We start from the raw sequence: 24,004 nt of genomic DNA, 5'->3' as shown, positions 1-24,004 counted from the left end.
TCACAGTTCCGACCAGCGGCGCAGCAGGTTATGGTAATGACTCACGAGACTGTGGACCGCGGGATGCTCATCGCCGGTTTCATCGCCCGCTACGCGACCCAGTTCCTGCCGGAGCGCGATAATCGCGCAATCGAGTTCATGCAGCATCGTGCGGCTCGTCTCGTCCTTGACGAGCGACTGGGCCCAGAAAAACGAAGCCCAGCGGCTGCCGCGCGTGACCGGCGTCACGCGGTGCAGCGTGGAAGCGGGATAGACGATCATGTGGCCCGCCGGCAGCTTGATCGCGCGCGAGCCGTGTGCGTCGTCGATCACGAGTTCGCCGCCGTCGTATTCGCCGGGTTCGGAGAGAAAGATCGTGCTGGACACGTCCGCGCGCATCCGCATGCCGCCTGTGCCGGGCACGGTCTGGATCGCGTTGTCGACGTGCGTGCCGAACGTCATGCCGACATCGTAGCGATTGAAGCGTGGCGGCAACACGCGAAACGGCAGCGCAGCCGAATGATAGGCCGTGTTGCGGCCCAGCGCATTCAGTATCAGTTCGTCCAGTTCGCGCGCTTCGGCACTATCGGCCGGAATCTGCAGATTGCGCTTGGACTTCGCGGCAAGATCGCCTGCGGTAAGACGCCCGTCCACCCATTGCGACGCTTCGAGCACCTGGCGGCAATGCTTCACTTCGGCGGACGTGAGAACGTCCGGAATCTGAATTAACATGTATATAGCTATCCTGAATAGATCCATGCGTGACCAATCCGAAAGCCGGTTACGCCCTGCGCGGCGGCACCCTATGCCTTTGCACCGGCGCGCAGCCGCCCGTGGCAATCGCCGCGATCAGAACATCACGCCCGCGCTCAGCAGGAATGTGCGTCGCGAAGCGGGAACCGCACGCGCCGTGCTGAACGCCGACTGATAGTTCCGGTGGTCGGTGAGGTTATACAGATTGAGCGAGAGGCGGTACGGCCCCTGCTCGTATCCGATCATGCTGTCGAGCGAGAAATTGTCGGGCATGCGCGCCCTGTTGGCCGAATCGACCCAGTAGCCCGAGCTGTACTGCAGTCCGCCGGCCACCGTGAGCCTGCCCGGAAGCGATAGCAATGAATGCGGGACGATGTAGCTCGTCCACAGCGTCACGTTATTGGCCGGCACGCCCGGCGCCGTGTTGCCGATGGAGGTCGCCGCGCTCGCCTCGGTAACGGTCCCGTTAAGGTACGCATACGCGATGTTGGCCGACCAGTTGTTCGTGATCCAGCCCGAGAGCCCCAGTTCGACACCACGAATGCGGTAGCCTTCGCCGTTGTCCGAGAAGCCCGGCGCAAGCTCGCCCGTGTCCGGATCCACCGTGTACGAATGCGACTTGCGCGTCTGGAACAACGCGGCCGTCACGCCGAGGCGCTTGTCGAGCAAGTCGAGCTTCGTGCCCACTTCAACGGTATCCGCGCGCTCGGGCTCATTGCCCACGCCGTTTTGCGGCACCTCCGATTGCACGCCGCCGACGGCCAGTGCGATATCGGTGCCGACAGGACGATAGGTGCGCGAGAACGACGTATAGAACATGGTGTCCTTCGTCGGCTCCCAGATCGCCGAAATCGCGGGACTGACCTTGCTCGAAGTGGCCGTGCCCCCAGCCACGGTTGTCGCGTTCGTCCAATACTTGCTGCGGAAATAGTCCCAGCGCAGATTGGCGAGCAGTGAGAACTGCTGCGTGAGCCAGATGCGATCGTTCGCGAACACGCCGATATCCGACGATTCCGCGTCGCGCGTGGTCGCACCGTACCCGAGCCGCCAGCCGGCGGGCATCTGATATTGCGGATTGACCACCGTCTGATTGTTCACACGGCCGGTCCAGGTCCCCTGGTCGCGGTGGTCGCGCTGATAGTTCATGTCGAGACCAATCACGGCGCGATTGCGGAACTGGCCGAGATTGAATTCGCTCTTCGCGGTGGTCACGTTCTGCACGCCGATGCCGCGCTGAAGATACGCAACACCGCCGCCCGCGCCGTACCTGAGCGCGACGTTCTGTCCAGCCAGCAGCTTCTGCAGATTGGCGTAGCTGACCGCTGCCGGATTCGTCGACGAGAAATCGCGCTGGTAGAACGTAAAGCGTGTGTCGTTGTGGATCTGGACGCCGTTGTCGAGGTTCTTCGTGAAGAGCGATGAGACGATGTGCGTATCGCTTTTGTCGCAATCGGTATTGCGAACATACGATGTCGACGGATCGATGCCCGGAACGCCGTATTCGAGCAGCGGGCGATAGATGCCGTCGGCCCCCTGCGCCATCGGCACGCCGTAGTCGGGCACGCCATCGCGATGCAGGTATGAGTAGCCGAGATGCCACTCGGTATTCGTGCCCATGCCCGTGCCCAAGTCCAGCGCCACACCGGCACGGTTGTCCTTCACATTGTCGCGATCGGGCGTATTGCCGCTCTGGTACATGCCGTTCACGCGCAGCGCCGTCGTGTCGGCGAGCTTGATGTTGCTGTCGACTGTCGTGCGATACGTCGAGCCCGAGCCGCCGCTTTGATCGACATTCGTTGCCGTATCGAGATTCGCGAATTTCGAGGTCTGGTTGATGATACCGCCAATGCTGCCCACGCCGAAGCTGTCGCCCGAAGCCCCCTTGATGACCTGCACGCTATCGATAGCGAAACTGTCTCGCTTGTACGCGCCGAAGTCGCGCAGGCCGTCGATATAGATATCGCCCTTGGCCGACAGGCCGCGAATCTTGAACTGATCGCCGTTCTGGCCGCCGTTGCCCTCGCCGGTCGACATCGTGATGCCCGGTACGTTCTTCAAAATCTGCTCGAGCGACGTGGCCTTCTGCTGCTCGATCAGTTCGCGTGGCACCACGTTGACGGTCTGCGGCATTTCCCTGACCGTATCAGGAAGCCGCGCGATGCCGGTGGAGGCTTCGTTCGTATTGAGCAGCGCCCTTGCCGTGACGGAAATCTTCGGCAGTGCGCCGCCAACCGCCGTGGCAGGCGGAACGTCGTTGGGCACCTGCGCGACCGGTTGCGCCGTCTCGCCGGCGGCATCGATGCCCAGCTGCTGGTCTTTGCGCGCCTGGGCCGTTGTGGCCGGGTCTTGCGCGAACACCATCAGGGGCACGGAGGTGAGCGTCATGGCGACACTCGCGTTGGCGGCACCGGAAACCAGACGGCGAATCGCAACCGATGTGACTTTCTGCTTCATCAAACAGCTCCCGTTCTTCTTGAATATGCTTCCCCATACTACGTAGCACTGCGAAACATCCGGAAAACGCGCAGGCTCCATCTGCAGCCTTCGCTGACAGTGAGCGAGGAGCGGCCCGATTGCCTGGCATTCGAATGATTGGCGCGATTCGCCGGGCGCTGGCCGGCTATGCGAGCAAGCGCCTACGGAAATTCATGCGCCGCAGGCACGCAACCGAGGACGTGGCGATGCCTGCGCATGGCGGGGGATAGCAACGGCCGTGCTCGAGGGGAGTTCCCTTGCCCGTCATCAGTGGGGCTTGTCATGCCGTTGCAGGGAGAAATATACAATCCCGTAACGCAAATGTAAACGATTCTTGTTTGCAAAATTGATTTGCGTCGTCGATTGCGTGGCGGGCATTCCTGGCGGCGCGCCATGTCGCCGAGCGCCGTAAGCGTCCGTGACAAGGCGCAAGCGTCGCCGCCACCAGCCTGTGGGTTTCGGCATTCAGACGATGATGCCGTGCTGCAGGTCGATCGACGTCGCGCAAGTACCGGGAGACATCCGGACATACACTGGTTTCGATCGACGAAGACATTCCGTGAAACTGCCGCCAGCTGGTGATCGGCAACGGCATCGGGGCCCTGCCGGTCAATTTGCGGAACTCTCCTCGTCTTCGTGACTGGAGCAAAAGGCAAAAGCCGCCCGGCACAATGGCTTCTCAATTCACGTCAGGAACCACGGTCCAACTGTGCGATGAGCGCCTCGAGTCGTGCGGAGAGCCGGGGCCGAAATGGCTGAACCTTTGAGCGTACGCAGGCGCCCCGGCAGCGACGCAGGCTCGCGCGCGGCATGGGCGCGAATTGCGTCGATTGGCGGCAGCGCGCACCGCTGGCCGTCTCGCATCGCGGTACCCAGCAAGGGGACACCGTCGTGCATTTCATGCGCCAGTGCGAGACAGTCCTCGAGAATACGGCCGGCCCCATCATGGTTGCGGAAAACCTGCTTGCGGCCAGGCAGTGTCGCCTTGCCCTCCGAGCGCTTGCGGCGCGGCTCGCACGAGTATTCGACGAGCTTGCAGGCGCAATCGAGGTACGGCGCATCCGCAGAGGTGTTCATCCGCGTGCCCACGCCAAAGCCATCGATTGGCGCACCGCATTGGATCAGGTCGCGCAAAAGGTATTCGTCGAGATTTCCGCTCGCGAAAATCGTCGTGTCTTGCATGCCGCCTTCGTCGAGAATCGCGCGTACCTGCCTGGCGTGCGTGGCAAGATCGCCGCTGTCGAGCCGCACGCCCCGGATGGAAATGCCATCGCATGCCAATCGCCGCCCGAGCTCGACCACCGTGCCGGCCGCCGCTTCCGTGTCGTAGGTATCGATGAGGAGCGTGGCGTTGTGCGGCTGCGCTCGCGCGAAGTGCTCGAATGCGTCGAGTTCTCTGCGGTGCGCCTGAACATACGAATGGGCCATCGTCCCAAACGTGGGTATGCCCCAGAGCGCGCCCGCGAGCTGTGGCGCGGTGCCGGTGAATCCGGCCAGATAGCTGGCTCGCGCCGAGAGGAGGCCGGCCTCGGCACCGGTGCGCGCGCCGTAGCCCAAAGTCGACGAGTTGATTGCCGCGCGCCGCCAGCACGATGCGTGCTGCCTTGCTCGCCACCAGCGTCTGATAGTGCAGCAGGTTCATGACGCGGCTCTCAACTAGCTGGATCATGGCGCGCCCCTACGGCGCGGGAGCAGTCGGAAAAATGCTGGACACGTCGCTCTCCGGCCAGGCACGTACCGACCTGCGCAGAGGATTGCGAACGCAGGTCCCGCAAAGGCTCAGGACAGTTCATATTCGCGCATCATTTCGCCGATCACGGCTTTCAAAGGCGCCATACACTCCTGCGCAACCCCTGGAAACTCGTCGACGATCCAATTGCACCCCCCGTTCTCCACTGGATCGACCTTGCGCGGAATCGAAATGTCGCAATCACGGCAGCTGTCACCAAGATCGGCATCCTCTTGAACCCGGCGCAGAATTTCTGCCCGAATCTTTTCAGCAGTACCCACATTCTTGATCATGTCTTCCTCCATCGCCCACCGGGATTTCTTTCTCGCAAATTCACGGATGCAGGGGCTGCGCTAGCTGAAGCGCCCCCCGTATGCGCATGATTCGGCGAAGCGGCGGCGAAGGAATTGATGCAAGTCAAGCCCTGCAACGCTCCCAGGCGGTCAAATGCCGTCACCGTCGAGGCGCCGGTAACGTCGGCAAATATGCGCTTGCGGAAAACAGCGGAGAAGTCACCTTGAAACGTGGATGGCGATACAGTTTCCTTGTCGGCGCGGCACCGGCACTTGTGACGTCCGGCGACGCGGCCGCGACGAACGCCGGGACGGCAAACCCGAGGATGCGAATGCGGTCGTCATTGCGATCGACACCGGCCGCGTCAGCATCACGCTGTTCGAAGACAATGGCGAGCCATACGATTTGATGGTCGACCGCAGCATCGGCGCTGTCGGGAATCTGCGACTCGGCGACACCGTCCGCTACTTTCAGCCGCGCTGCTGCCGCTGCCGTGCACGAACGACACGACGCCGCGCGCTTGGCCGGGAAATTCTCCAGGATCCCGCCAAGCTTCACATAATCAACGGGATACGCTCGTTCCTGGAAAACAACCAGCGAGACCTTGTCGACTACCAGCAGGCCCGTATGGAGGGACGCCGCGTTTCGTCGGCATCAGCGGAATCGGTCATGAATCACTTGGTCAATCGCCGCCTGTCAAAGCGACAACAGATGCGCTGGTCCATGAAGGGAGCGCATTATCTGCTGCAGACTCGCGTCGAGCTGCTTGACGGTAGATTGGAGCGCTGTTTCCTGAAGCGTTTTCCGCATTTCAGGTCGTCTGAGTCTGTTCGACGCTGAACCGTACGCTCCCTCACTTTTCGTCCACTCCCAAAATCCGTGGTCATGGCTAGCAAAAACTGCGAGCACCAACATCCGGATCTTTTCCTGCCGTACGGTGGCTTTCCCGATGGAGTGAAAGTCGAAGACGGTTACGTGACGCTGCCGGATTTGCCGGGGATCGGGTTTGAGGGCAAGCGGGACCTGATCGAAGAGATGCGGAAGTTATCGACATAGCTTCTGCCAGAAAATCCGGAAGCTTCGACGCTTAACAAAGACAGATGGGTGCGGCCAACGGTGTTCGGTTGCTGCGTCTCTGCATCCGCTCTTTCGCCGGCGTTGAACTGGGCGATAGTGACCGGATGACCAGATGCACTTTTGGCGACGTGCATTCACACAATAAGGAATGCGTATTGAAATGCGATCATGCTATCTATTTAAAATGGTACCTCCAGCCTGCGTGTGGGGCAACCCAGCGTCGCGTCGCATAGAGCCACCAGATGTCCCAGCCAGGCAACGTCCGCAAACCGGACAACGTGACCAGGCGCGCCGCGATTCCTGCCTTCGACGGCGCGCTTGATCAACACGACCCGCTTGCCGCTCACGAGAAACGCCACGGCATTGCAGGTAAGCTCGATCGCACAACGAACATGCGCGGGCGGCGGCAGCCGGCACCACGGGCAAAGCTGCAACCACCCGGCCCGCCACCGCCCACCAGCGTTACCCCGCCACAGCCAGCGTGCGCTCCGCCACTTCGTCGACTGCTTCCTTCACGATTCCGACGATCTCGTCCGCTTCAGCGCGCGTCATCACGAGCGGCGGCGCGAAACCGAGGATGTCGCCGTGCGGCATCGCGCGCGCAATCACGCCCCGTTGCAGCGTTGCCGCCGACACTTGCGGACCGACTTTCAGCGCGGCGTCAAACGGCTTGCGCGCGTCCTTGTCCGCCATGAACTCCAGCGCCGCGAGCATGCCGATGCTACGCACTTCGCCGACGAAAGGATGATTGTCGAACGCCGCGTGCAATTGCTGGCCGAAATACGCGCCGACTTCCGCCGCATTGCGCGTCAGGTTCTCGCGTTCGAGGATGTCGAGGTTCGCGAGCGCCGCTGCCGCGCACACAGGGTGTCCCGAGTACGTCCAGCCGTGCCCCATCGGGCCGTGTTCCTGCGAGCCGCGCGCGATCACGTCCCACACCTTTTCGCCGACGATCACGCCGGACAGCGGCGCATACGCGCTCGTCAATCCTTTCGCGACAGTGATCAGGTCCGGCTGCATGTCGAAATGCTGCGAGCCCATCTTCGAGCCGATACGGCCGAAACCGCACACGACTTCGTCGGCGATCAGCAGGATGTCATGCTTCTTGAGCACGTCCTGAATCGCGGCCCAGTAGCCTTGCGGCGGCGCGATGATGCCGCCCGTGCCCATCACCGGCTCGCCGATGAACGCGGCGATCGTGTCCGCGCCTTCGCGCGCGATCAGCTTTTCGAGTTCCTCGACGCAGTACGCGACGAACTGCGCTTCGCTCATGCCGGCGGGCGCCTTGCGATACCAATGCGGGCAAATGGTGTGCTTCACGCGCTCGACCGGCAGGTCGAAGTGCTGATGAAAACTCGGCAGCCCGGTCAGGCTGCCGGTCACGATGCCCGAGCCGTGATAGCCGCGATCGCGCGAGATGATCTTCTTCTTGTTCGGGCGGCCGAGTACGTTGTTGTAGTACCAGACGATCTTGATCTGCGTTTCGTTCGCATCCGAGCCGGACATCCCGTAGTAAACCTTCTTCATGCCGGCGGGCGCCCAGTCGATGATGCGCGAGGACAGTTCGATGATCGCATCCGACGAGTGGCCCACATACGTGTGGTAATACGCGAGCTGCTTCGCTTGCTCGTAGATGGCTTCGGCCACTTCGGTGCGGCCATAGCCGATGTTCACGCAGTACAGGCCCGCGAAAGCGTCGATGTACTGCTTGCCTTGATGGTCTTCGATGCGGATGCCTTTCGCGCCGCGGATGATCTTGCCCGGCAGCGCGCCGGACGCGTGATCGTACGCGTGCGTGGAGGGGTGCATGAAGTGTGTGCGGTCCTGTTCGAACAGTGCGTCGAGCGATCGGGTCATGATGGTGCTCCTGATGTAGGTTCAGGCCGTCGCCGTGAGCGGCAGGCCAAGGTTGCCAAGGCAGAAATATTTGGTTTCGGTGAACGGCTCGAAGCCTTCCGCGCCGCCTTCGCGGCCGAGGCCCGATGCCTTCATGCCGCCGAACGGGATGGGCGCGCCAGTGAACTTCACGCCATTGACGGACACCATCGCGAAGTCGAGCCGCCGCACGAGCTGGAAGATCGTGTCGATACGGTTCGCGCAGACATACGCGGCAAGTCCGTATTCGGTGTCGTTTGCTTTCGCGACCACTTCGTCGAGCGTATCGAATGCGCAGACCGCCGAAATCGGCGCGAAGTTTTCCTCGTCGTAGACGCGCATGCCGGGCCGGGCATCGGCGATCACGGTCGGTTCGTAGAACCAGCCGCCGAGTGCGTGCGGCTTGCCCCCGGCGAGAATGCGTGCGCCCTTCTCGCGCGCATCGGCGACGCGTGCGACGGTCGTGTCGAACGCAGCCTGATGCATGAGCGGGCCGACGTCGACGCCCTCCTCGAACGCCGGGCCGGTCTTCAGCGCGCACACGGCTGCCGCGTAGCGTTCGACGAACGCTTCGTACAGCGCACGCGCGACGAAAATGCGGTTCGCCGCGCAGCAATCCTGGCCCGACGTCTGGAACTTCGCTCCGACGGCAACCTTCACCGCCTGTTCGAGGTCCGCGTCTTCGGTCACGATGAACGGCGCGTTGCCGCCGAGTTCGAGCGCGACCTTCTTGATGCCCGCCTGCGCAGCTGCCTGCGTGACGAGGCCACCAACGCGCGTCGAGCCGGTGAAGCTCACCGCGCGCACGCGTGTGTCGGACACGAGCGTTTCCATCGCCATCTGCGGTTCGCCGAGCACGACGTTGAACACGCCGGCCGGGAAGCCAGCTTCTTCCGAGAGTTGCGCCAGCGCGAGCGCCGAAAACGGCGTTTCGTGCGCGGGCTTCACGACGGTCGTGCAGCCGATCGCGATGGCGGCGGCCGCCTTGCGGGTGATCATCGCGACCGGGAAATTCCACGGCGTGATGAGCGCGGCGACGCCAGCCGGTTCCATCAGCGTGCCGAGATGCGCGCCGTCGATGTGCGTCGGAATCGTGCGTCCCGCGAGACGCTTCGCTTCGTTCGCGAACCACTCGACGAAGCTCGCCGCGTAGCGGATTTCGCCGCGCGATTCATTGAGCGGCTTGCCCTGTTCGAGCGACAGCAGCGCGGCGAGGTCTTCGAGGTGGCGCAGAATCAGTTCGTGCCAGCGCAGCAGCACCGCACTGCGGCGCTGCTGAGGCACCCAGCGCCACGATTCGAACGCGCGTTGCGCGGCGTCGACGGCCGCGACGATCTGCGCGCGTTCGAGCATCGGCACGTGACCGATCACGCTTTGATCGGCGGGGTTTTGCACGGCGACTGTCGCGGCGGTGTCGCTGTGAATCCAGCGGCCATCCATGTAGCACAGCGATTTGAAAAGGACGGGGTGTCCGGGCAGCATGTCGTCTCCTCCTCGATAACGTAGCGACGTCATGAGCCTCATTCTTTCGCAAATGCGGCTTGCGAAATTTCGGCTTTACGCCGTGCCGCACGCGGTTTTTTCTCTTTGCGCGCCGACGTTGCAGAAAATCTTTCAGTCCCAGTCCGGTACGCCGTCCGGGGCGTTCTTCACGATCTTCGTGACGATGTACGTGAAGTAGCGCTCGATGCCGATATCCTCCATGAGGAGCGCGTCGACGAAACGCTGGTAATGGTCGATGTCGCGAGACATCACGTGCAGCACGTAATCGACGCCGCCGCCAGTCGCATAGCAATGCCTTACTTCGGGTGCAGAAACGATGCGCTCCTCGAAGCGCCGCATGTCGTGCGCGGTATGACGCGCGAGCGTCACCTCGACGACGATGCGGCTGCCGCGAAACGCGCCCGCCCAGTCGATGTCCGCGCGATAGCCGCGGATCACGCCGCTCTCTTCGAGCTTGCGCACGCGCTCCCAGGCCGGCGAAATCGACAGATTCACCTCCTCGGCGAGCTTCGATTTCGTGATCCGGCCGTCGCGCGCGAGAATGCGCAGGATGGCGAGGTCGTAGCGATCGAGCTTGATCAAGTCACGCCGCCACGGGGATGTTGCGTTCGACGACGTGCGCGACCACCGCGACCGTGTCGCCCGCCTGCACGAGGCCCGGGAAGTGCCGCGCGGCCAGCAATCCCGCGCGCTTCGCAACGTAGTCGAAGGGCGCGGCGCCCGTGCGGCTCACGTCGTGAATCCGCGCGAGCACGTCGCCCTTCTCGACCATCTCGCCCAGGTCGCGGCACATCTCCAGCAGGCCGTGATGCTCGCTCGTCGTGAAGCAGTCGCCGTCGGGCATGTCGAGCAGCGTCGTCGTGCGCGCGGCGTCCGAAACGGGAGCCGCTTCGTTCGACGCTTGCGCGAGCACACCGGCATGTGCGAGAAAGCCGCGCACCCCGCGCTCGGCGATTGCGACGCTCGCCGCAGTCGACGTGCCGCCGCCGCCCAGCTCCGTCGAGACGAACACCTTGCCCGCCTCTTCCACGGCGCTGTCGAACAGGCCGACGCTGTCGAGTTCGAGCATCTGCATCGAGTACGGTGCGCCGAACGCGCGCATCGCGCGCGCGCAGCGGGCTTCCTGATCGCGGTCGGACAGCACGTGGATCGCCGCGAACGGCACGAAGTCGAGCGTGCGGCCGCCCGCGTGGATGTCGAGCACGTAATCGGCCATCGGCAGCAGATAGCGCTGGAAGTAATCGGCGATCTTCTCGGTGACCGTGCCGTCCGGCTTGCCGGGGAAGCTGCGGTTCAGGTTGCCCGCGTCGATCGGCGACGTGCGCCGGCCCGCGCGAAACGCCGGGTAGTTCATGAACGGCACGATGATTACGCGCCCGCGCACGTCGGCCGCTCTCAGCGAGCCGGCGAGCTTCGACAGCGCCACAGGTCCTTCGTACTCGTCGCCGTGGTTGCCGCCCGTCAACAGCACGGTCGGGCCTTCGCCGCGGCGGATCACGGTGACCGGAATCATGATGGCCCCCCACGCGGAATCGTCGCGCGAGTACGGCAGCTTCAAAAAGCCGTGCTGCTCGCCGTCCCTATCGAAATCGACGGTGGGCGTTATCGGTGACGCTCGCATCGGCTTACTCCTTCACGAACAGTTTGCGCGGCGTGGTGCAGAAGGTCTCGACGCCCGTATCGGTAACCAGGATGCTCTCGGTGATTTCGAGGCCCCAGTCGTCGAGCCAGAGGCCCGGCATGAAGTGGAACGTCATGCCGGGTTCGAGGACGGTGCGGTCCCCGGGACGCAGGCTCATCGTGCGCTCGCCCCAGTCCGGCGGATAGCTCGCGCCGATCGGATAGCCGCAGCGGCTGTTTTTCTCGATGCCGAACTTCGCGAGCACCGCGAAAAACGCGTTCGCGATGTCCTCGCAGCGGTTGCCCGGCTTCGCGGCGGCGAGCCCGGCCTCGATGCCTTCGACGACCGCTTTCTCGCCTTCGATGAAGTGCTTCGGCGGCTTGCCGAGATACACGGTGCGCGACTGCGGGCAGTGATAGCGGCGATAGCAGCCGGCGATTTCGAAGAACGTGCCCGCGTTCTGTTCGAACTTCGAGTCGTCCCAGGTCAGGTGCGGCGCAGCGGCGTCGGCGCCGGTCGGCAACAGCGGCACGATGGCCGGATAGTCGCCGCCGAAACCGTCGGCGCCGGTGATGCCCGCGTCGTAGATCTGCGCGACGAGCTCGTTCTTCTTCATGCCCGGCTCGATGACATCGAGAATGCGCGCGTGCATCTTCTCGACGATGCGCGCGGCGACGCGCATGTACTCGATCTCGCGCGGCGACTTCACCGCGCGCTGCCAGTTCACGAGCGCGGTCGCATCGGCCCAGCGCGCGTTCGACAGATGCTTCTGCAGCGAGGCATACGCGGCCGCGCTGAAGTAGTAGTTGTCCAGTTCGACGCCAATCGTGAGGCGCTCCCAGCCGCGCGCGGCGATCACCTCGGTGGACAGGTAGTCCATCGGATGGCGCACCGGCGACTGCACGTAGATGTCGGGATAGCCGATGATGTTGTCGTGCGCGAGGAACGCGGTGCGCTTCGCGCCGTTCGCGTCCTGGCCGCGCCCGTACCACACCGGCTCGCCTTGCATCGGCACCAGCACGCACTGGTGCACGTAGAACGACCAGCCGTCGTAGCCCGTGAGCCACGCCATGTTGGTCGGATCCGTGACGATCAGCAGTTCGATGCCCGCCTTCTGCATCGCGCTGCGCGTTTTGGCGATCCGGGCATCGTACTCGCTTCGCTCGAATGCGAGGCGAGGCCCGGATGCTGCCCCCTGCCCTTCTTCAATTGCTGACATCGTTCCCTCTCAGTGCCTGACGTTGTCAAGAATGGTTATCGAAAATCGTTCCGGCGCCCTTCGCGCGGGCGCGTTGCAGCGCGAGCGCCGCAATCGCGGTGTCCTGCGCGCCGGTGCCGGTCAGATCGCAAATCGTGATTTCGTCCGCACGCGTGCGGCCCTCGCGGCGTCCGGCGATCACGTCGCCGAGTTCGGGGAAGTCTGCGTCGGCGGCTACGACGCCCGCGCGGATCGCATGCGAAAGCTCGCCGAGCACGCGCGTCTGCGAAAGCCGGTCGCAGATGTAGTGCGCCGCGCGGAACACCAGCGGCGAAATTTCCGTCTTGTACTCGGCGTCGGAGCCCATCGCGGTCACGTGCAGGCCCGCGTGCAGGTCGTGCGCGCCAACGAGCGGCTCGCGGCTCGGGGTGGCCGTCACCGCGACGTCCGCGTGCGCGAGCGCTTCGTGCACCGAGCCGGCCACCGTGCAGAGCAGGTTGTATGCGCGGCTCATGTCCGCTGCGTAGCGTTCGGCCTGCGCCACGTCGCGCGACCAGACGCTGACCGATTCGATGTTGCGCACGAGCATCAGCGCCTTCAATTGCAGGCGCGCCTGCTCGCCCGCGCCGATGATCGCCGCGTGCTTCGCGTCGCGGCGCGAGAGCCAGCGCGCGGCCACGGCGCCGGCTGCCGCGGTGCGCACCGCGGTCAGATAGCCGTTGTCGAGCAGCACAGCCTCGGTCAGGCCGGTGCGCGCCGATAACACGAGCATCAGCCCGTTCAGGCTCGGCAGACCGAGCGACGGGTTGTCGAAAAAGCCGGGGCTCACCTTGATCGCGAAGCTGTCGAAGCGCGGCAGGTACGCGGTCTTCACGTCCACCTCGCCGTTGTGCTCCGGCAGCGCGAGATTCAGGATCGGCGGCATCGCGACCGCCTCGGTCGCGAGCGACACGAACGCCGATTCGACCTGGTCGATGGCGGTGACGTCGAGCGGCACGAGCGCGCGCAGTTGCGCCTCGTTCAGGAGTGTGATCGGCAAACGCATATCAGTTATCCGAAATGATGCGCAGGTGCTGCGCCATGTCGATGTTCGCGCCGCTCAGCACCACGACGATCGGGCCGGCGGTATCGCTGCTGTCCGCCTGGCGTTCGATGTGTCCGATGCGCCCGTCGAGCAGCGCGGCGATGCCGACCGCCGCCGCGCCTTCGACCACCAGGCGCTCTTCGCGGTAGGCGTGCACGATGCCGCGCGCGATCGACGCCTCGTCGAGCAGGACGACATCGTCGATCAATGCGCGTGTCATCGCGAAGGTATGGCGATTGTCGAGGCCGATGCCGCCGCCGAGCGAATCGGCGAGCGTTTCGAGTTCGTCGACCGGCACCGGCTTGCCCGCCGCGAGGCTGGCGTGCATCGCGGCGCCGCGCGCCATCGACACGCCGATCATCGTGACGTCCGGCCGGATCGCCTTCGCGGCGAACGCGACGCCGCTGAAAAGGCCGCCCCCGGACAGCGGCACGATGAGCGTCGCCGCATCGGGCAGCGCTTCGAGAATCTCCAGGCCGATCGTCGCCTGGCCCGCGATGACGCGCGCATCGTCGAATGGCGGGACGAATGCGTAGCCTTCTTTGCGCACGAGGCGTTGCGCTTCGATCTGCGCATCGTCCTGGCTGTGCCCGGCGATCACGATGCGCGCGCCGAGTGCGGCGACCGCGCGAACCTTGTTTTGCGGCACGAGCGCCGACATGCACACGGCCGCCTCGATGCCGAGCGCGTGCGCCGCATAGGCGAGCGCGCGGCCATGATTGCCAGTCGATGCGGTGACGACGCGCCTCACGCCCTCTTGCGCGAGTTGGGCGAGCGCGTTGGTCGCGCCGCGCAGCTTGAAGCTGCCGGTCGGCTGGACGGTTTCGAGCTTCAGGTAGACGGGCACGCCGGAGCGTTCGGTGAGCGATGCGGACGCGACGAGCGGCGTAGGCGCGACGCGCCCGGCAAGCCTCTGGCGCGCGCGGTAGACGTCGGCAAGCGTGAGTGAAGACATGAGGCGCACGACTTGGGAAATGTTTCAGTGCGGCCCAGTCTAATGTCGCCAGATTGCCTTTCGAATGTACTGGTACAATCCGCGCCCGCCGATTCGCGGGCGTTGCTGCGCTACATGAAATCGTTCAGATGCGGGTACTGTTCGAACACCTCGGCAATCGTGTCGAACGCCGCCTTGCACGCGGCATCGCTCACTTCCGCGCCGACGCACAGCCGCACCGCGTTCGGCCGCGGCGTGCTGCCGACGAGGAACGGGTCCGGCGACGTGATTGCGATCTGCCGGTTGCGCAGCTCGCGCACCACGCGATCGGCCTGCCAGTAATCGGGCACACGCAGCCACACGGACAGCGCCTGCGGATGGCTGCCGAGCACATATTCGCCGAGCGATGCGCGCACCATCGCCTGGCGTACCGCTAGCCGCTCGCGCTGAAGCGCGACGAGCCGCTTCGCGGTGCCGTCCACGATCCAGCGCGTCGCAATCTCCGCAATCGGCGACGTCGCCATCCAGCTGCTCACGCGCAGCACGCTCTCCGTGCGCAGCGCGAGCCGGCGCGGCATCGCGAGGTAGCCGGTGCGGAGCCCCGTCAACACCGACTTCGTCATGCTCGTGCTGTAGAACGCGAGCTCCGGAATCAGGCTCGCGATCGGTGTCGCCGCCTTCGCGGGCAGCGCGCCGTACACGTCGTCCTCGATCACGTACACGCCATAACGGTCGGCGATGCGCGCAATCGCGCGGCGCCGCGAGTCCGGCATCATCGATACGGTCGGATTGTTCAGCGTCGGCGTGCAGACGAGCGCGCTGATCCGCTCGCTGTCGCACATCTCCTCGAAGTGCTCGGGCCGGATGCCGTACTCGTCGACTTCGAGTCCTTTCAGCGTAAACCCCAGCACGTTCGCGGAGCCGATCACGCCGTGATCGGTGAGGCTTTCGCACAGCACCGTATCACCGGGGCCGACCGTCGTGGCGAGCGCGAGAAAGATGCCGTGCGCGGCGCCGTTGGTGATGAGCAACGTGTCCGCCTGCGCGGGCATGTTCAGCGATGCGAGCCATGCAACGCCCGCCTGGCGGTGATGCTCGAAACCCGCGATGGGCCGGAACGAGCGGATCCACGGCTGATCGTCGAGCGTGGCGAGCGTCGCGCACACCTCGCGCCAGCTAGCGTCGTGCTCGGGCGTGTGCACGATTCGCGCGATCGAGAAATCGACGATCTCGCGCTCGCTCGTATCGAGAATGTAGTTCGACATCGACTCCGTCACGCGCGCGGCGACGAAGCTGCCGCGCCCGACTTCGCAGCGGATCAGCCCTTGTCGCTCCAGTTCTTTGTAAGCGTTCGTAACCGTCTGCACGCTGATGCCGAGTTCCGCCGCCACTTCGCGCTGCGGCGCGAGCCGTGCGCCGGCGCCGAGCGCGCCGCTTTCGATGTCGCCTGCAATGGCCTTCACGAGCCGCTTGTATTTGGATTCGGCGCCATGCGCTGCGCCCACCGCTTCGCGCCAGCTCGCCGCTACCCGATCGTTCGCCCTACCCGCCACGTTCTCTCTCCTTCGACTTGCACTCATGGTCACCCAAAAGCGCGCCTGAAAATTATTGTCCTAGAGCAATCGGGAACAAAAATATGGCTTTGTATGCTCAGTCCATGTCTGCGGACCCGCCCCTGCGAAGTCCTTGCTGGACAAGGGTTTTCCACTAGCCGCAAGCCTGCCGGTAGCGGGCGGCGACATACTTCAAACGCGACGTACCACTACGGGAACGAATCGATATGAAACTGAAGCCAGCACTCCGCGCGATCAGCGCATTCGGCGCACTGTGCATCGCCGCCGGCGCAGCCGCCATGGCGGCACACGCGGAAACCACGTTGCAGCGCATTCAGCGCACCGGCGAAGTCCGCATCGGCTACGCGAACGAAAAACCGTTCGCGTACACGACGCCGGACGGCACGGTCACCGGCGAATCGCCGGAAATCGCGCGCAAGATTTTTGCAAAGCTCGGCGTGAAAAAGGTCGATGCGGTGCTGACCGAATGGGGTTCGCTGATTCCGGGCCTGCGCGCCGGACGCTTCGACGTGATCGCAGCCGGCATGTACGTGACGCCCGAGCGCTGCAAGCAGGTCGCGTTCGCCGACCCGCAGTATCAGATCCACGACACGCTGCTCACGCTTCCGGGCAACCCGAAAAAGCTGCACAGCTATGCGGACGTCAGCAAAAACCCGGACGTGAAGCTCGCGGTAATGGCCGGTTCGGTCGAGTTCGGCTATGCGCGCGATTCGGGCGTAAAAGATGCGCAGCTGCTCCAGGTGCCCGACACGACCGCGCAACTGCAAGCCGTGCGCGCTCGCCGCGCGGATGCCGCGGCCGGCACCGCGCTGACGATGAAGGACCTCGCCGCGAAGGCGTCGGACCAGGTCGAAGCGATCCAGCAGTTCAGCGACGATCCGAAGCACACAGGGTACGGCGCACTCGCCTTCCGCCCCGAAGACACGGATCTGCGCGACGCCGTCAACAAGCAACTGCATGCATGGCTCGGCACGCCGGACCATCTGTCGACGGTCGCGCCGTTCGGCTTCGACAAGTCGAATGTGACGAACAAGACCGCCGCGCAATTGTGCGGCGGTTAAGCGAACACGCATAACGCGCCGTGCGCAGTGCGTTCTTCGCGACGCGCCGCGCACGGCACCGCCAACCGTCATCGCAGGCAAGGAGACGACATGGGTGACCTCAACGAATTAATGCCGCTGCTGCTGAAAGGCGCCGGGCTCACCATCAGCATCGCGGCTTTCGCGATCGTGCTCGCGATCGTGATGGCGAGCCTCGCCACCGTGCTGCGCGCCGCACCGTGGCGCGCGGTGCGCTGGATCGCCAACGCCTACGTCGAGGTGTTCCGCGGCACGTCGCTGCTCGTGCAGCTCTTCTGGTTCTTCTTCGTGCTGCCGCTGCCGCCGTTCCACATCGAGCTGACGCCGTTCACGGTCGCCGTAGTCGGGCTCGGACTGCACTACGGCGCCTACGGTTCGGAAATCCTGCGCGGCGCGCTGCGGTCCGTACCGGGCGACCAGTATGAAGCAGCGCTCGCGCTGTACATGTCGGCGCGCACGCGGCTTTTTCGCGTGGTGCTGCCGCAGGCCATGATCAACGCGCTGCCGCCTGCCACGAACCTGATGATCGAATTGATCAAGGGCACCTCGCTCGTCTCGTTGATCACGCTCTCGGACCTCACGTTCCGCGCGCGCCAGCTCGACGAGGCCACCTTCAAGACCGCCGAAATTTTCGCGCTCACGCTGCTCATCTACTTCGTGATCGCGCAGGCGCTGGTGCTGCTGATGCGCCGCGTCGAACGCCGTGTGAGCCACGGCATCCTGCAGGGAGTCGCACGATGAGCCAGCTTTTCGACATCGGCTACGCGCTGCAGATCACACCCGCGCTGCTGCATGCCTGCCTGTACACGATCGGCATCACGCTGGTCGGCTTCGCGATCGCGCTCGTGCTCGGTCTCGTGCTCGCCCTGCTGCGGCGCAGCCCGGTGCGCACCGTTTCGCGCTCGACCGCGTTCGTCGTCGAATTCATCCGCAGCACGCCGCTGCTGATCCAGGTGTACGTGCTGTTTTACGTCGCGCCGCTCTACGGCCTTACGATGACCGCGCTGACCGCGGGCACGATCGGCATCGCGGTGCATTACGCGTGCTACGTCTCGGAGGTGTACCGCGCCGGGCTGAACGGCGTCGCGCGCGGCCAGTGGGAAGCGGCGTGCGCGCTGTCGCTCTCGCGTTCGCGCACCTATCGCGACGTGATCCTGCCGCAGGCGATCCGGCCGGTCATTCCGGCGCTCGGCAACTACCTCGTCGCCATGTTCAAGGACACGCCGGTGCTGTCGGCCATCACCGTCGTTGAACTGATGCAGCAGGCAAAAAATATCGGATCGGAAACGTTCCGCTACCTCGAACCGATCACGATGACGGGGCTGTTCTTTCTCGTCATCAGCATCACGTTCGCCTCGGGGATACGGCATCTGGAACGGCGCGTCAGACTGCCGTGAGCCGCACCCCGAGCGCCACAACGGACGACACGGCCATGCAAATTCAGGAGAAGCAGATGAAACGGGATCTCGACCCCGCCCTCGGTCAGTTGGCCGAGGCCCAGCACGACCAGCCGATGGTGCGCTTTCGCGGCGTAACGAAACGCTACGGCACGCTGACCGTGCTGGACGAGCTGGACCTCGACATCGCGCGCAACGAGAAAGTCGCGATCATCGGGCCGAGCGGCTCCGGCAAGTCCACGCTGCTGCGCGTGCTGATGACACTCGACCCGCTGACCTCGGGGATGATCGAAGTGGACGGCGAGCCGCTCACGCACATGCGCCGCAACGGCGGGCTGGTGCCGGCGAACGACCGCCATGTCCGTGCGGTGCGCAGCAAGATCGGCATGGTGTTCCAGAGCTTCAACCTGTTCCCGCACATGACCGCGTTGCAGAACACGATCGAAGCGCCGATGCGCACGCTGCGCATGAGCCGGCGCGACGCCGTCGAGCGCGCCCGCGAACTGCTGTCGATGGTCGGCCTGTCGAACAAGTGCGATCACTACCCGTCGCAGTTGTCGGGCGGCCAGCAGCAGCGCGTCGCGATTGCGCGGGCGCTCGCGATGCGCCCGAAGGTGATGCTGTTCGACGAAGTGACGTCGGCGCTCGACCCCGAACTGTGCGGCGAAGTGCTGAACGTCGTGCGCCGCCTCGGCGCGGAGCACAACCTGACGATGCTGATGGTCACGCACCAGATGGGCTTCGCGAAGGAATTCGCGGACCGCGTGTGCTTCTTCTCGCAAGGCAAGATCATCGAGCAGGCGCCGCCGCAGCAGTTCTTCGCGTCGCCGCAGCACGAACGCACGCAGCAGTTCCTGCGCGCGGTGCGCGAAGCCACCTGATCGACGGGCGGCGCGGAGACAGTGCAACGAAGACGGGGTCATCGCGATGCGGGCCGCGGCGCTTCACGAACGAAACGCTCAGGCCGCCTCGCGCCGTCTCAAGCGCAATCCGCAACGGTGCGGGCGATGTTGCACTTGCCGCCGCGACTATTGGCGCACTGCGGTGGCTCTTGCTGCCAAGAACGCGAGGATGGCGTGGGCCCTGTTGAGATACGGCGATGACTTCAAACATGATCCATCTGCCGGTTAAAACACCGACATCCACACCGTAGCGCCATCTGACCATGACCAGACAGAAGATCACTTTGCACTGCCAGCGGTGATGTGAAGCGGGTTGGCCCCGCCCGGGGCGTACCTGCGAAAAGTACTGGGACTTCAATCCCGATAATCGAGCGAGGTCCCCGCGCGCGTCTTTCATCAGGGTCCGGGCCACTGGCCCACAATGACCGTTTGTAGTTCTGCAGTCCTTCACCTTCTCACGCAACGCAGGCAACGGCAAAGCACCAACGTAAATCCGCGATTGAGCTTGCGCTCAACGGGGAAGCCCTTGTAGTACTTTTCGTGCCGAAGATGGCGCTAAGCCGTGGCCCACTCGCTTTCCTCTGGCGAACGGATCAAGTGGGCCAGCAATGTTCAATGGAGGGTGTGGATGCAGTTGATGGCCTCATCATCAGCGTCATCGGACGAGGCTTGATCGAGGATTGCGCACCGGAAGTCGAACTTGACGCGAAGGATCGCTGATTCAATCCGTACATCGCCCCGATGGCCCATCAGGCGGGTATTGATCGCCTCCTCGACGGCTAGAATCGCCTGCTCGATGCTCTCCGGATCATCGTTGTCGAATCCGACCTCGACCTCAACGCTCTCGAGCAGGTCTAGCGCTGTTTCAATGTCCTCTGAAGCGACATACAGCGTCGTGGCGTCTTCTCTCATGTACCCTCCCCGTTGGGTTGTCCAAAGTCTTCAGACAGGTGCGAATAGCACGGCTATCGTTGCACAACCAGAACAAACCTGCCGAGCGACGAAGGCAGGTGTTGGGTTTGAAACAACGGAAGGCTTGCTGTACATAGTGAAGCGAATAGAATTGAAGGTTCCTATGAGATGGCCCGCGATGTCGTCGCCGATGCGATGAGATCGAAGCCCTCGCCCACGATATCGATTACGCGGTCGAACAAATCGAGCTGCACGTTCAGTTGCGGATACTGGTCCGACAAGGCCGCCAGCGCCGGCGCGACGAATTTCCGGCCGAAGCCGAAGCTGCTCGACACGCGCAACGTGCCGCGCGGGATGTGCCGCGTGCTGGAGACGTCCTCGACGAGCTGGTCCACGTCGTCGAGGATTTTTTCGGCCCAGGAGTACACGCGCTCGCCCGCCGTCGTGATTGCCACGCGGCGCGTCGAGCGGTGCAACAACCGCGTGCCGAGACTCGATTCGAGTATGCCCACTCGCTTGCTCACGTAAGCCGCCGAGGCGGAAAGTGCCTCGGCGGCCGCGCTGAAGCTCGACTTGCGGGCAACCATGCAGAAAACCCGCAGGTCGTCCAGCTCTGGTGAAGCCGGCAGCTTCATCAGAACGAATGGCGCATGCCGATGCGCACGTCGGCTTGCGTGGTCGTGGAAGAAGGCGTGAAGCTATAGCCGATCACCGCATCCACGCCCTGCGAGGCCTTGAGCCAGTCGCCAGAGATATACACGTCCGTGCGCTTCGAAAGCAGGTAATGCGCGCCCACCGAAAGCTGATTCCAGTGGTGGCCCTCGAAGTGCGTGTACTGGTAGCCGCCCACGAGACTTGCCGCGGGCGTGATCTGCCAGTTCGCGCCGCCCTCGGCAACCTGCATGTGCTCGCTCTCACCAAACGCCTTGAGCTGCGTATACGTAAAAGCGCCCATCAGCGTGACATTGCCGAGTGCGTAGCTCGCACCCACGCCGAAGGCGCCCTGCTTGTCCACCGGGAAAGGCGTATCCGCGTAGAGCGAGGTGACGGTGCCCGTGGCCGGATCGACGCTTACTGTAGGCCTGCCGAAGAACGTGTGCACGCCGATCATTGCGTAGGGGTCGAATGCGTAGATGCCCGACGGGTTGTTCAACTGCGTATAGGCCGCGCCCATCGAGAATGCGCCATGCTGATACTGCGCGCCGACGCTCCACGCGCTGCCCGTATGGAATTCCCCCGGCGTATTGCTGAACGAGTACATGCCCCCGAACTGGAAGCCGCCGACCGTGTTCGACATGAACTTCACCGCGTTCGGCAGATGGTCGCCGTTCATGCGGTCAAAGTCGCCCTGGTTGATGGCGTAGCCGCTCGCCCATGCCGAAACGTTGTACAGGTAGACAAATTCCTGCGTCATGTCGATCTGGTTGCCGAACGTGAGCGTGCCCCAGTTGTTTTGCAAACCTACATAAGCCTGGCGGCCGAACAGCGATCCTCCGTTGGTGAGCTTGCCGTTGCCAACGTGAAAGCCGCTTTCCAGTTTGAAAACCGTCTTGACGCCGCCGCCCAGGTCTTCGGTGCCCCTCAGGCCCCAGCGGTTCCCGTACGAAACGCCGTCGTCGAACTTCACCTGATACGAGCCGCCAGCGTTACTCACATAGGTGACGCCTGCGTCGAGTATGCCGTAGAACGTGACGCTGCTTTGCGCACGGGCCGCAATGGGGAGCGCGGCGAGCGCGAGCACAGCCGCATGCAATGCGGCAAGCCGCATGGTATTCATCGATTTCATGTTGTCGTGTTGATTGCTGCGGGATCAGTTCAGGCCACGGTCAGCTTCGCGCACGAGCTGGCGTTCTTTTTCGATGTCGAGCGAGCGGCAGGCCCACAGATAGACCAGTGCGGCGACAGGCAGGCCCACGAGCATGGCGATGTCGGTGCCGCCCAGCGCAGCGGCGACCGGCCCCGTGTAAGGCTCCGTCTTGAAAAACGGAATCATCGCGACGAAGCCCACCGCGTAGGCGGTCAGGCCGCGCCAGTTCCAGCGCCCGTAAATGCCGCGCGGGTTGAAGATCTCGCGCACCGAGTAATGCGAGTGACGCACGATGAAGAAGTCGACGAGATTGATTGCGGTCCACGGCGTGAACAGATAGCCAAGAATGCCGAGGAAGTCGCCGAATTTGCCCATGAAGTTGTCCGACGCCGAGAACGCGAGCGACGTCGCCACGATGGCCACCACGACGAGGCTCACCACGCGCTTGGTCGCATTCGACCTGAGCGGCTTGAACGAGTCGGTGATGCTGAGCAGCGTGAGCGAGGCGCCGTAGAAGTTCAGGCCGGTAATGGCGAGCAGACCCAACAGCGAGAGCAGCAGCGTGACGGTGCCGAAGCCCGGAAAAATCATGTCGCCCGCACGCTGGACCGCATCCGAAATCTCGATCTGCGAGTTGAGCGCCGCCGCCGCGGTGCCCACAAGCATCATCCAGACGCCACCGAGCAGCGCGCCAAGGAAGGTCCACCAGAAGGTGGCGCGCACGCCCGTATTCGGCGGCAAATATCGTGAGTAGTCGGAAACGTAGATGGACCACGAGAGCTGGTACGCCGCCGCCGAGAAGAGCTGCACGAGGAACGGCGTGGTCTTGAAGCCGGCAAGGCTCAACTGGCCCGCGGGGAACTGCACCTTCATGCACATGCCGATGCTGAAGATCGTGAGCGCGGCCAGTAGCGCGAACGCGAGCCAGCGTTGCGCCTTGTGGATCAGGTCATAGCCGAATACCGCGAGCGCGACCGAGATCACGGTGAAGACGATGTAGCTCAGATGCGGTTCGGTGCCGAGCAGATGATGCGCGGTCTGCCCCGCCATCAGCTGGTTGAAGGAGTTGTAGCCGATATAGGTAACGAGCGCGACCACCCACACGAGCAACGCGCCCATGTAGCCGAACTGCGGGCGCGACTGGATCATCTGCGGCAGCCCGAGTTGCGGCCCCTGGCTCGAATGGAACGCCATGAAGAAGGTGCCGAGCACGTTGCCGAGCACGATGGCGATCGCACTCCACAACAGGTTGCCGCCCATGCTGATGCCGATTGCACCGGCCGCGATGGTCGCAAGGTTGGCATCGCCCGTGAACCACACGGGCCACAAATGCCAGGCCTTGCCCTTGCGCTCGGCGAGCGGCACATAGTCGATCGAGCGCGATTCGATCCGTGATTTGGCGCGCGAGGGCTCTTTGGCCAACGCGTCAGCAATTGCATCTTGGGACATGTCTCCTCCAGTAGTGGGGTGGCTCGAACGCCGCCGCGCGACGCGGCAGCGCTCCTCACGCCGGCCCCGATACCAAAGGTTCCAGTTTCCAGACACGACGCGGTTATCCTACGGTTAACTCAAAACTCTCAGTTAACAATAGTACCCACCCTGAAGAGCTTCGTCTCACTATCGGATCCTCCTATTGACGTCCGCGAAGAAACCCATTCGCTATGACTCGCATCAATCTTCGTCGACTTCTAACACGAAGAATAGGCGCTACGCATCAAGCTAGCGCGCGTCTTTGAACATCTCCGAGGGATAACCCTGATCCAACCTCATTCAGTTTTCTTTTATATTTTCGTTAACCCACAGTTTTGTTG

18 protein-coding genes and 6 pseudogenes are annotated in these 24,004 nt (G+C 63.7%); 7 read left to right on the top strand and 17 right to left on the bottom strand.

Annotated features, from left to right (window positions below; all coding sequences use genetic code 11):
• The 4 genes and pseudogenes from VSR34_RS16120 to VSR34_RS16105 form a co-directional block, all read right to left on the bottom strand.
• Positions 1–711 carry a Fe2+-dependent dioxygenase gene (locus tag VSR34_RS16120; RefSeq protein ID WP_028214195.1) on the bottom strand — a complete coding sequence of 237 codons (711 nt, stop codon included), beginning with the start codon at positions 709–711 and terminating at the stop codon, positions 1–3.
• Between the two features lie 117 nt (positions 712–828).
• Positions 829–3,186, bottom strand: a complete 2,358-nt coding sequence (locus VSR34_RS16115; protein ID WP_342962911.1) for a TonB-dependent receptor — start codon at positions 3,184–3,186, stop codon at positions 829–831.
• A gap of 774 nt (positions 3,187–3,960) precedes the next feature.
• Positions 3,961–4,870 (bottom strand): annotated as a pseudogene (locus VSR34_RS16110) (nicotinate phosphoribosyltransferase); the annotation flags it as partial.
• Between the two features lie 116 nt (positions 4,871–4,986).
• Positions 4,987–5,229: a hypothetical protein gene (locus VSR34_RS16105; RefSeq protein WP_028214193.1), complete on the bottom strand. Its 243-nt coding sequence runs from the start codon at positions 5,227–5,229 to the stop codon at positions 4,987–4,989.
• Positions 5,230–5,800: 571 nt separating this feature from the next.
• On the opposite strand from VSR34_RS16105, the pseudogene VSR34_RS16100 reads away from it, so the two are divergent.
• Together VSR34_RS16100 and VSR34_RS16095 are read left to right on the top strand one after the other, a co-directional pair.
• A pseudogene (locus tag VSR34_RS16100) lies at positions 5,801–6,070 on the top strand (ISKra4 family transposase); the annotation flags it as partial.
• A gap of 72 nt (positions 6,071–6,142) precedes the next feature.
• A pseudogene (locus tag VSR34_RS16095) lies at positions 6,143–6,286 on the top strand (mandelate racemase); the annotation flags it as partial.
• 483 nt (positions 6,287–6,769) lie between these two features.
• Here the strand turns inward: VSR34_RS16095 and VSR34_RS16090 are convergent.
• From VSR34_RS16090 to VSR34_RS16055, 8 genes are all read right to left on the bottom strand, one after another.
• A complete protein-coding gene (locus tag VSR34_RS16090; protein WP_342962910.1) occupies positions 6,770–8,164 on the bottom strand; it encodes an aspartate aminotransferase family protein in 1,395 nt (464 codons plus the stop codon).
• A gap of 21 nt (positions 8,165–8,185) precedes the next feature.
• Positions 8,186–9,664 carry an NAD-dependent succinate-semialdehyde dehydrogenase gene (locus VSR34_RS16085; protein WP_028214191.1) on the bottom strand — a complete coding sequence of 493 codons (1,479 nt, stop codon included), beginning with the start codon at positions 9,662–9,664 and terminating at the stop codon, positions 8,186–8,188.
• A gap of 132 nt (positions 9,665–9,796) precedes the next feature.
• Complete coding sequence (locus tag VSR34_RS16080) at positions 9,797–10,267, bottom strand: Lrp/AsnC family transcriptional regulator (RefSeq protein WP_342962909.1); 471 nt, start codon at positions 10,265–10,267, stop codon at positions 9,797–9,799.
• Between the two features lies 1 nt (position 10,268).
• A complete protein-coding gene (gene doeB / locus VSR34_RS16075) occupies positions 10,269–11,306 on the bottom strand; it encodes a N(2)-acetyl-L-2,4-diaminobutanoate deacetylase DoeB (RefSeq protein ID WP_028214189.1) in 1,038 nt (345 codons plus the stop codon).
• Between the two features lie 4 nt (positions 11,307–11,310).
• Positions 11,311–12,525, bottom strand: a complete 1,215-nt coding sequence (doeA, locus tag VSR34_RS16070; RefSeq protein ID WP_342962908.1) for an ectoine hydrolase DoeA — start codon at positions 12,523–12,525, stop codon at positions 11,311–11,313.
• A 25-nt stretch (positions 12,526–12,550) separates the two neighbouring features.
• Positions 12,551–13,549 carry a cyclodeaminase gene (locus VSR34_RS16065; protein ID WP_342962907.1) on the bottom strand — a complete coding sequence of 333 codons (999 nt, stop codon included), beginning with the start codon at positions 13,547–13,549 and terminating at the stop codon, positions 12,551–12,553.
• A 1-nt stretch (position 13,550) separates the two neighbouring features.
• Positions 13,551–14,543: a hydroxyectoine utilization dehydratase EutB gene (gene eutB / locus VSR34_RS16060; RefSeq protein ID WP_028214186.1), complete on the bottom strand. Its 993-nt coding sequence runs from the start codon at positions 14,541–14,543 to the stop codon at positions 13,551–13,553.
• Between the two features lie 110 nt (positions 14,544–14,653).
• Complete coding sequence (locus VSR34_RS16055) at positions 14,654–16,075, bottom strand: PLP-dependent aminotransferase family protein (RefSeq protein ID WP_028231085.1); 1,422 nt, start codon at positions 16,073–16,075, stop codon at positions 14,654–14,656.
• 227 nt (positions 16,076–16,302) lie between these two features.
• On the opposite strand from VSR34_RS16055, the gene ehuB reads away from it, so the two are divergent.
• The 4 genes from ehuB (at position 16,303) to ehuA (ending at position 19,453) form a co-directional block, all read left to right on the top strand.
• Positions 16,303–17,157, top strand: coding sequence for an ectoine/hydroxyectoine ABC transporter substrate-binding protein EhuB (gene ehuB, locus VSR34_RS16050; RefSeq protein ID WP_028214184.1), 855 nt, complete (start codon positions 16,303–16,305; stop codon positions 17,155–17,157).
• Between the two features lie 90 nt (positions 17,158–17,247).
• Positions 17,248–17,916, top strand: coding sequence for an ectoine/hydroxyectoine ABC transporter permease subunit EhuC (ehuC, locus tag VSR34_RS16045; RefSeq protein ID WP_342962906.1), 669 nt, complete (start codon positions 17,248–17,250; stop codon positions 17,914–17,916).
• Positions 17,913–18,572: an ectoine/hydroxyectoine ABC transporter permease subunit EhuD gene (gene ehuD / locus VSR34_RS16040; RefSeq protein ID WP_028214182.1), complete on the top strand. Its 660-nt coding sequence runs from the start codon at positions 17,913–17,915 to the stop codon at positions 18,570–18,572. Before ehuC ends, ehuD begins: the two co-directional genes overlap by 4 nt.
• Positions 18,573–18,628: 56 nt before the next feature.
• Positions 18,629–19,453, top strand: a complete 825-nt coding sequence (gene ehuA / locus VSR34_RS16035) for an ectoine/hydroxyectoine ABC transporter ATP-binding protein EhuA (protein WP_028231087.1) — start codon at positions 18,629–18,631, stop codon at positions 19,451–19,453.
• Between the two features lie 13 nt (positions 19,454–19,466).
• Here the strand turns inward: ehuA and VSR34_RS16030 are convergent.
• Positions 19,467–19,598 (bottom strand): annotated as a pseudogene (locus tag VSR34_RS16030) (cell division protein); the annotation flags it as partial.
• On the opposite strand from VSR34_RS16030, the pseudogene VSR34_RS16025 reads away from it, so the two are divergent.
• Positions 19,593–19,703 (top strand): annotated as a pseudogene (locus VSR34_RS16025) (IS110 family transposase); the annotation flags it as partial. The pseudogenes VSR34_RS16030 and VSR34_RS16025 sit on opposite strands and share 6 nt — an antisense overlap.
• A 383-nt stretch (positions 19,704–20,086) precedes the next feature.
• Here VSR34_RS16025 and VSR34_RS16020 read toward each other — a convergent pair.
• From VSR34_RS16020 to VSR34_RS16005, 4 genes and pseudogenes are all read right to left on the bottom strand, one after another.
• Entirely contained in the window at positions 20,087–20,386 is a 300-nt protein-coding gene (locus VSR34_RS16020) for a hypothetical protein (RefSeq protein ID WP_028215611.1), read from the bottom strand.
• Positions 20,387–20,548: 162 nt separating this feature from the next.
• Positions 20,549–21,021 (bottom strand): annotated as a pseudogene (locus VSR34_RS16015) (LysR family transcriptional regulator); the annotation flags it as partial.
• Entirely contained in the window at positions 21,021–22,172 is a 1,152-nt protein-coding gene (locus VSR34_RS16010; RefSeq protein WP_342962905.1) for a porin, read from the bottom strand. The gene VSR34_RS16010 and the pseudogene VSR34_RS16015, both read right to left, overlap by 1 nt.
• 24 nt (positions 22,173–22,196) lie before the next feature.
• Positions 22,197–23,642 carry a cytosine permease gene (locus VSR34_RS16005; RefSeq protein WP_342962904.1) on the bottom strand — a complete coding sequence of 482 codons (1,446 nt, stop codon included), beginning with the start codon at positions 23,640–23,642 and terminating at the stop codon, positions 22,197–22,199.
• Between the last annotated feature and the right edge of the window lie 362 nt (positions 23,643–24,004).

The sequence above is a fragment of the Paraburkholderia sp. JHI2823 genome, assembly GCF_038900695.1.
Taxonomy (GTDB): Bacteria; Pseudomonadota; Gammaproteobacteria; order Burkholderiales; family Burkholderiaceae; genus Paraburkholderia; species Paraburkholderia mimosarum.
The sequence above is the reverse complement of the archived record's forward strand: the minus strand, read 5'-3'. Positions and strand labels throughout refer to the sequence as shown.

What these genes read in the sequence shown, in the direction of transcription:
- VSR34_RS16120 (WP_028214195.1), bottom strand. Translation starts at nt 711, where the DNA reads ATGTTAATTCAGATTCCGGACGTTCTCACGTCCGCCGAAGTGAAGCAT.
- VSR34_RS16115 (WP_342962911.1), bottom strand. Translation starts at nt 3,186, where the DNA reads ATGAAGCAGAAAGTCACATCGGTTGCGATTCGCCGTCTGGTTTCCGGT.
- VSR34_RS16105 (WP_028214193.1), bottom strand. Translation starts at nt 5,229, where the DNA reads ATGATCAAGAATGTGGGTACTGCTGAAAAGATTCGGGCAGAAATTCTG.
- VSR34_RS16090 (WP_342962910.1), bottom strand. Translation starts at nt 8,164, where the DNA reads ATGACCCGATCGCTCGACGCACTGTTCGAACAGGACCGCACACACTTC.
- VSR34_RS16085 (WP_028214191.1), bottom strand. Translation starts at nt 9,664, where the DNA reads ATGCTGCCCGGACACCCCGTCCTTTTCAAATCGCTGTGCTACATGGAT.
- doeB (WP_028214189.1), bottom strand. Translation starts at nt 11,306, where the DNA reads ATGCGAGCGTCACCGATAACGCCCACCGTCGATTTCGATAGGGACGGC.
- doeA (WP_342962908.1), bottom strand. Translation starts at nt 12,525, where the DNA reads ATGTCAGCAATTGAAGAAGGGCAGGGGGCAGCATCCGGGCCTCGCCTC.
- VSR34_RS16065 (WP_342962907.1), bottom strand. Translation starts at nt 13,549, where the DNA reads ATGCGTTTGCCGATCACACTCCTGAACGAGGCGCAACTGCGCGCGCTC.
- eutB (WP_028214186.1), bottom strand. Translation starts at nt 14,543, where the DNA reads ATGTCTTCACTCACGCTTGCCGACGTCTACCGCGCGCGCCAGAGGCTT.
- ehuB (WP_028214184.1), top strand. Translation starts at nt 16,303, where the DNA reads ATGAAACTGAAGCCAGCACTCCGCGCGATCAGCGCATTCGGCGCACTG.
- ehuC (WP_342962906.1), top strand. Translation starts at nt 17,248, where the DNA reads ATGGGTGACCTCAACGAATTAATGCCGCTGCTGCTGAAAGGCGCCGGG.
- ehuD (WP_028214182.1), top strand. Translation starts at nt 17,913, where the DNA reads ATGAGCCAGCTTTTCGACATCGGCTACGCGCTGCAGATCACACCCGCG.
- ehuA (WP_028231087.1), top strand. Translation starts at nt 18,629, where the DNA reads ATGAAACGGGATCTCGACCCCGCCCTCGGTCAGTTGGCCGAGGCCCAG.
- VSR34_RS16020 (WP_028215611.1), bottom strand. Translation starts at nt 20,386, where the DNA reads ATGAGAGAAGACGCCACGACGCTGTATGTCGCTTCAGAGGACATTGAA.
- VSR34_RS16010 (WP_342962905.1), bottom strand. Translation starts at nt 22,172, where the DNA reads ATGAAATCGATGAATACCATGCGGCTTGCCGCATTGCATGCGGCTGTG.
- VSR34_RS16005 (WP_342962904.1), bottom strand. Translation starts at nt 23,642, where the DNA reads ATGTCCCAAGATGCAATTGCTGACGCGTTGGCCAAAGAGCCCTCGCGC.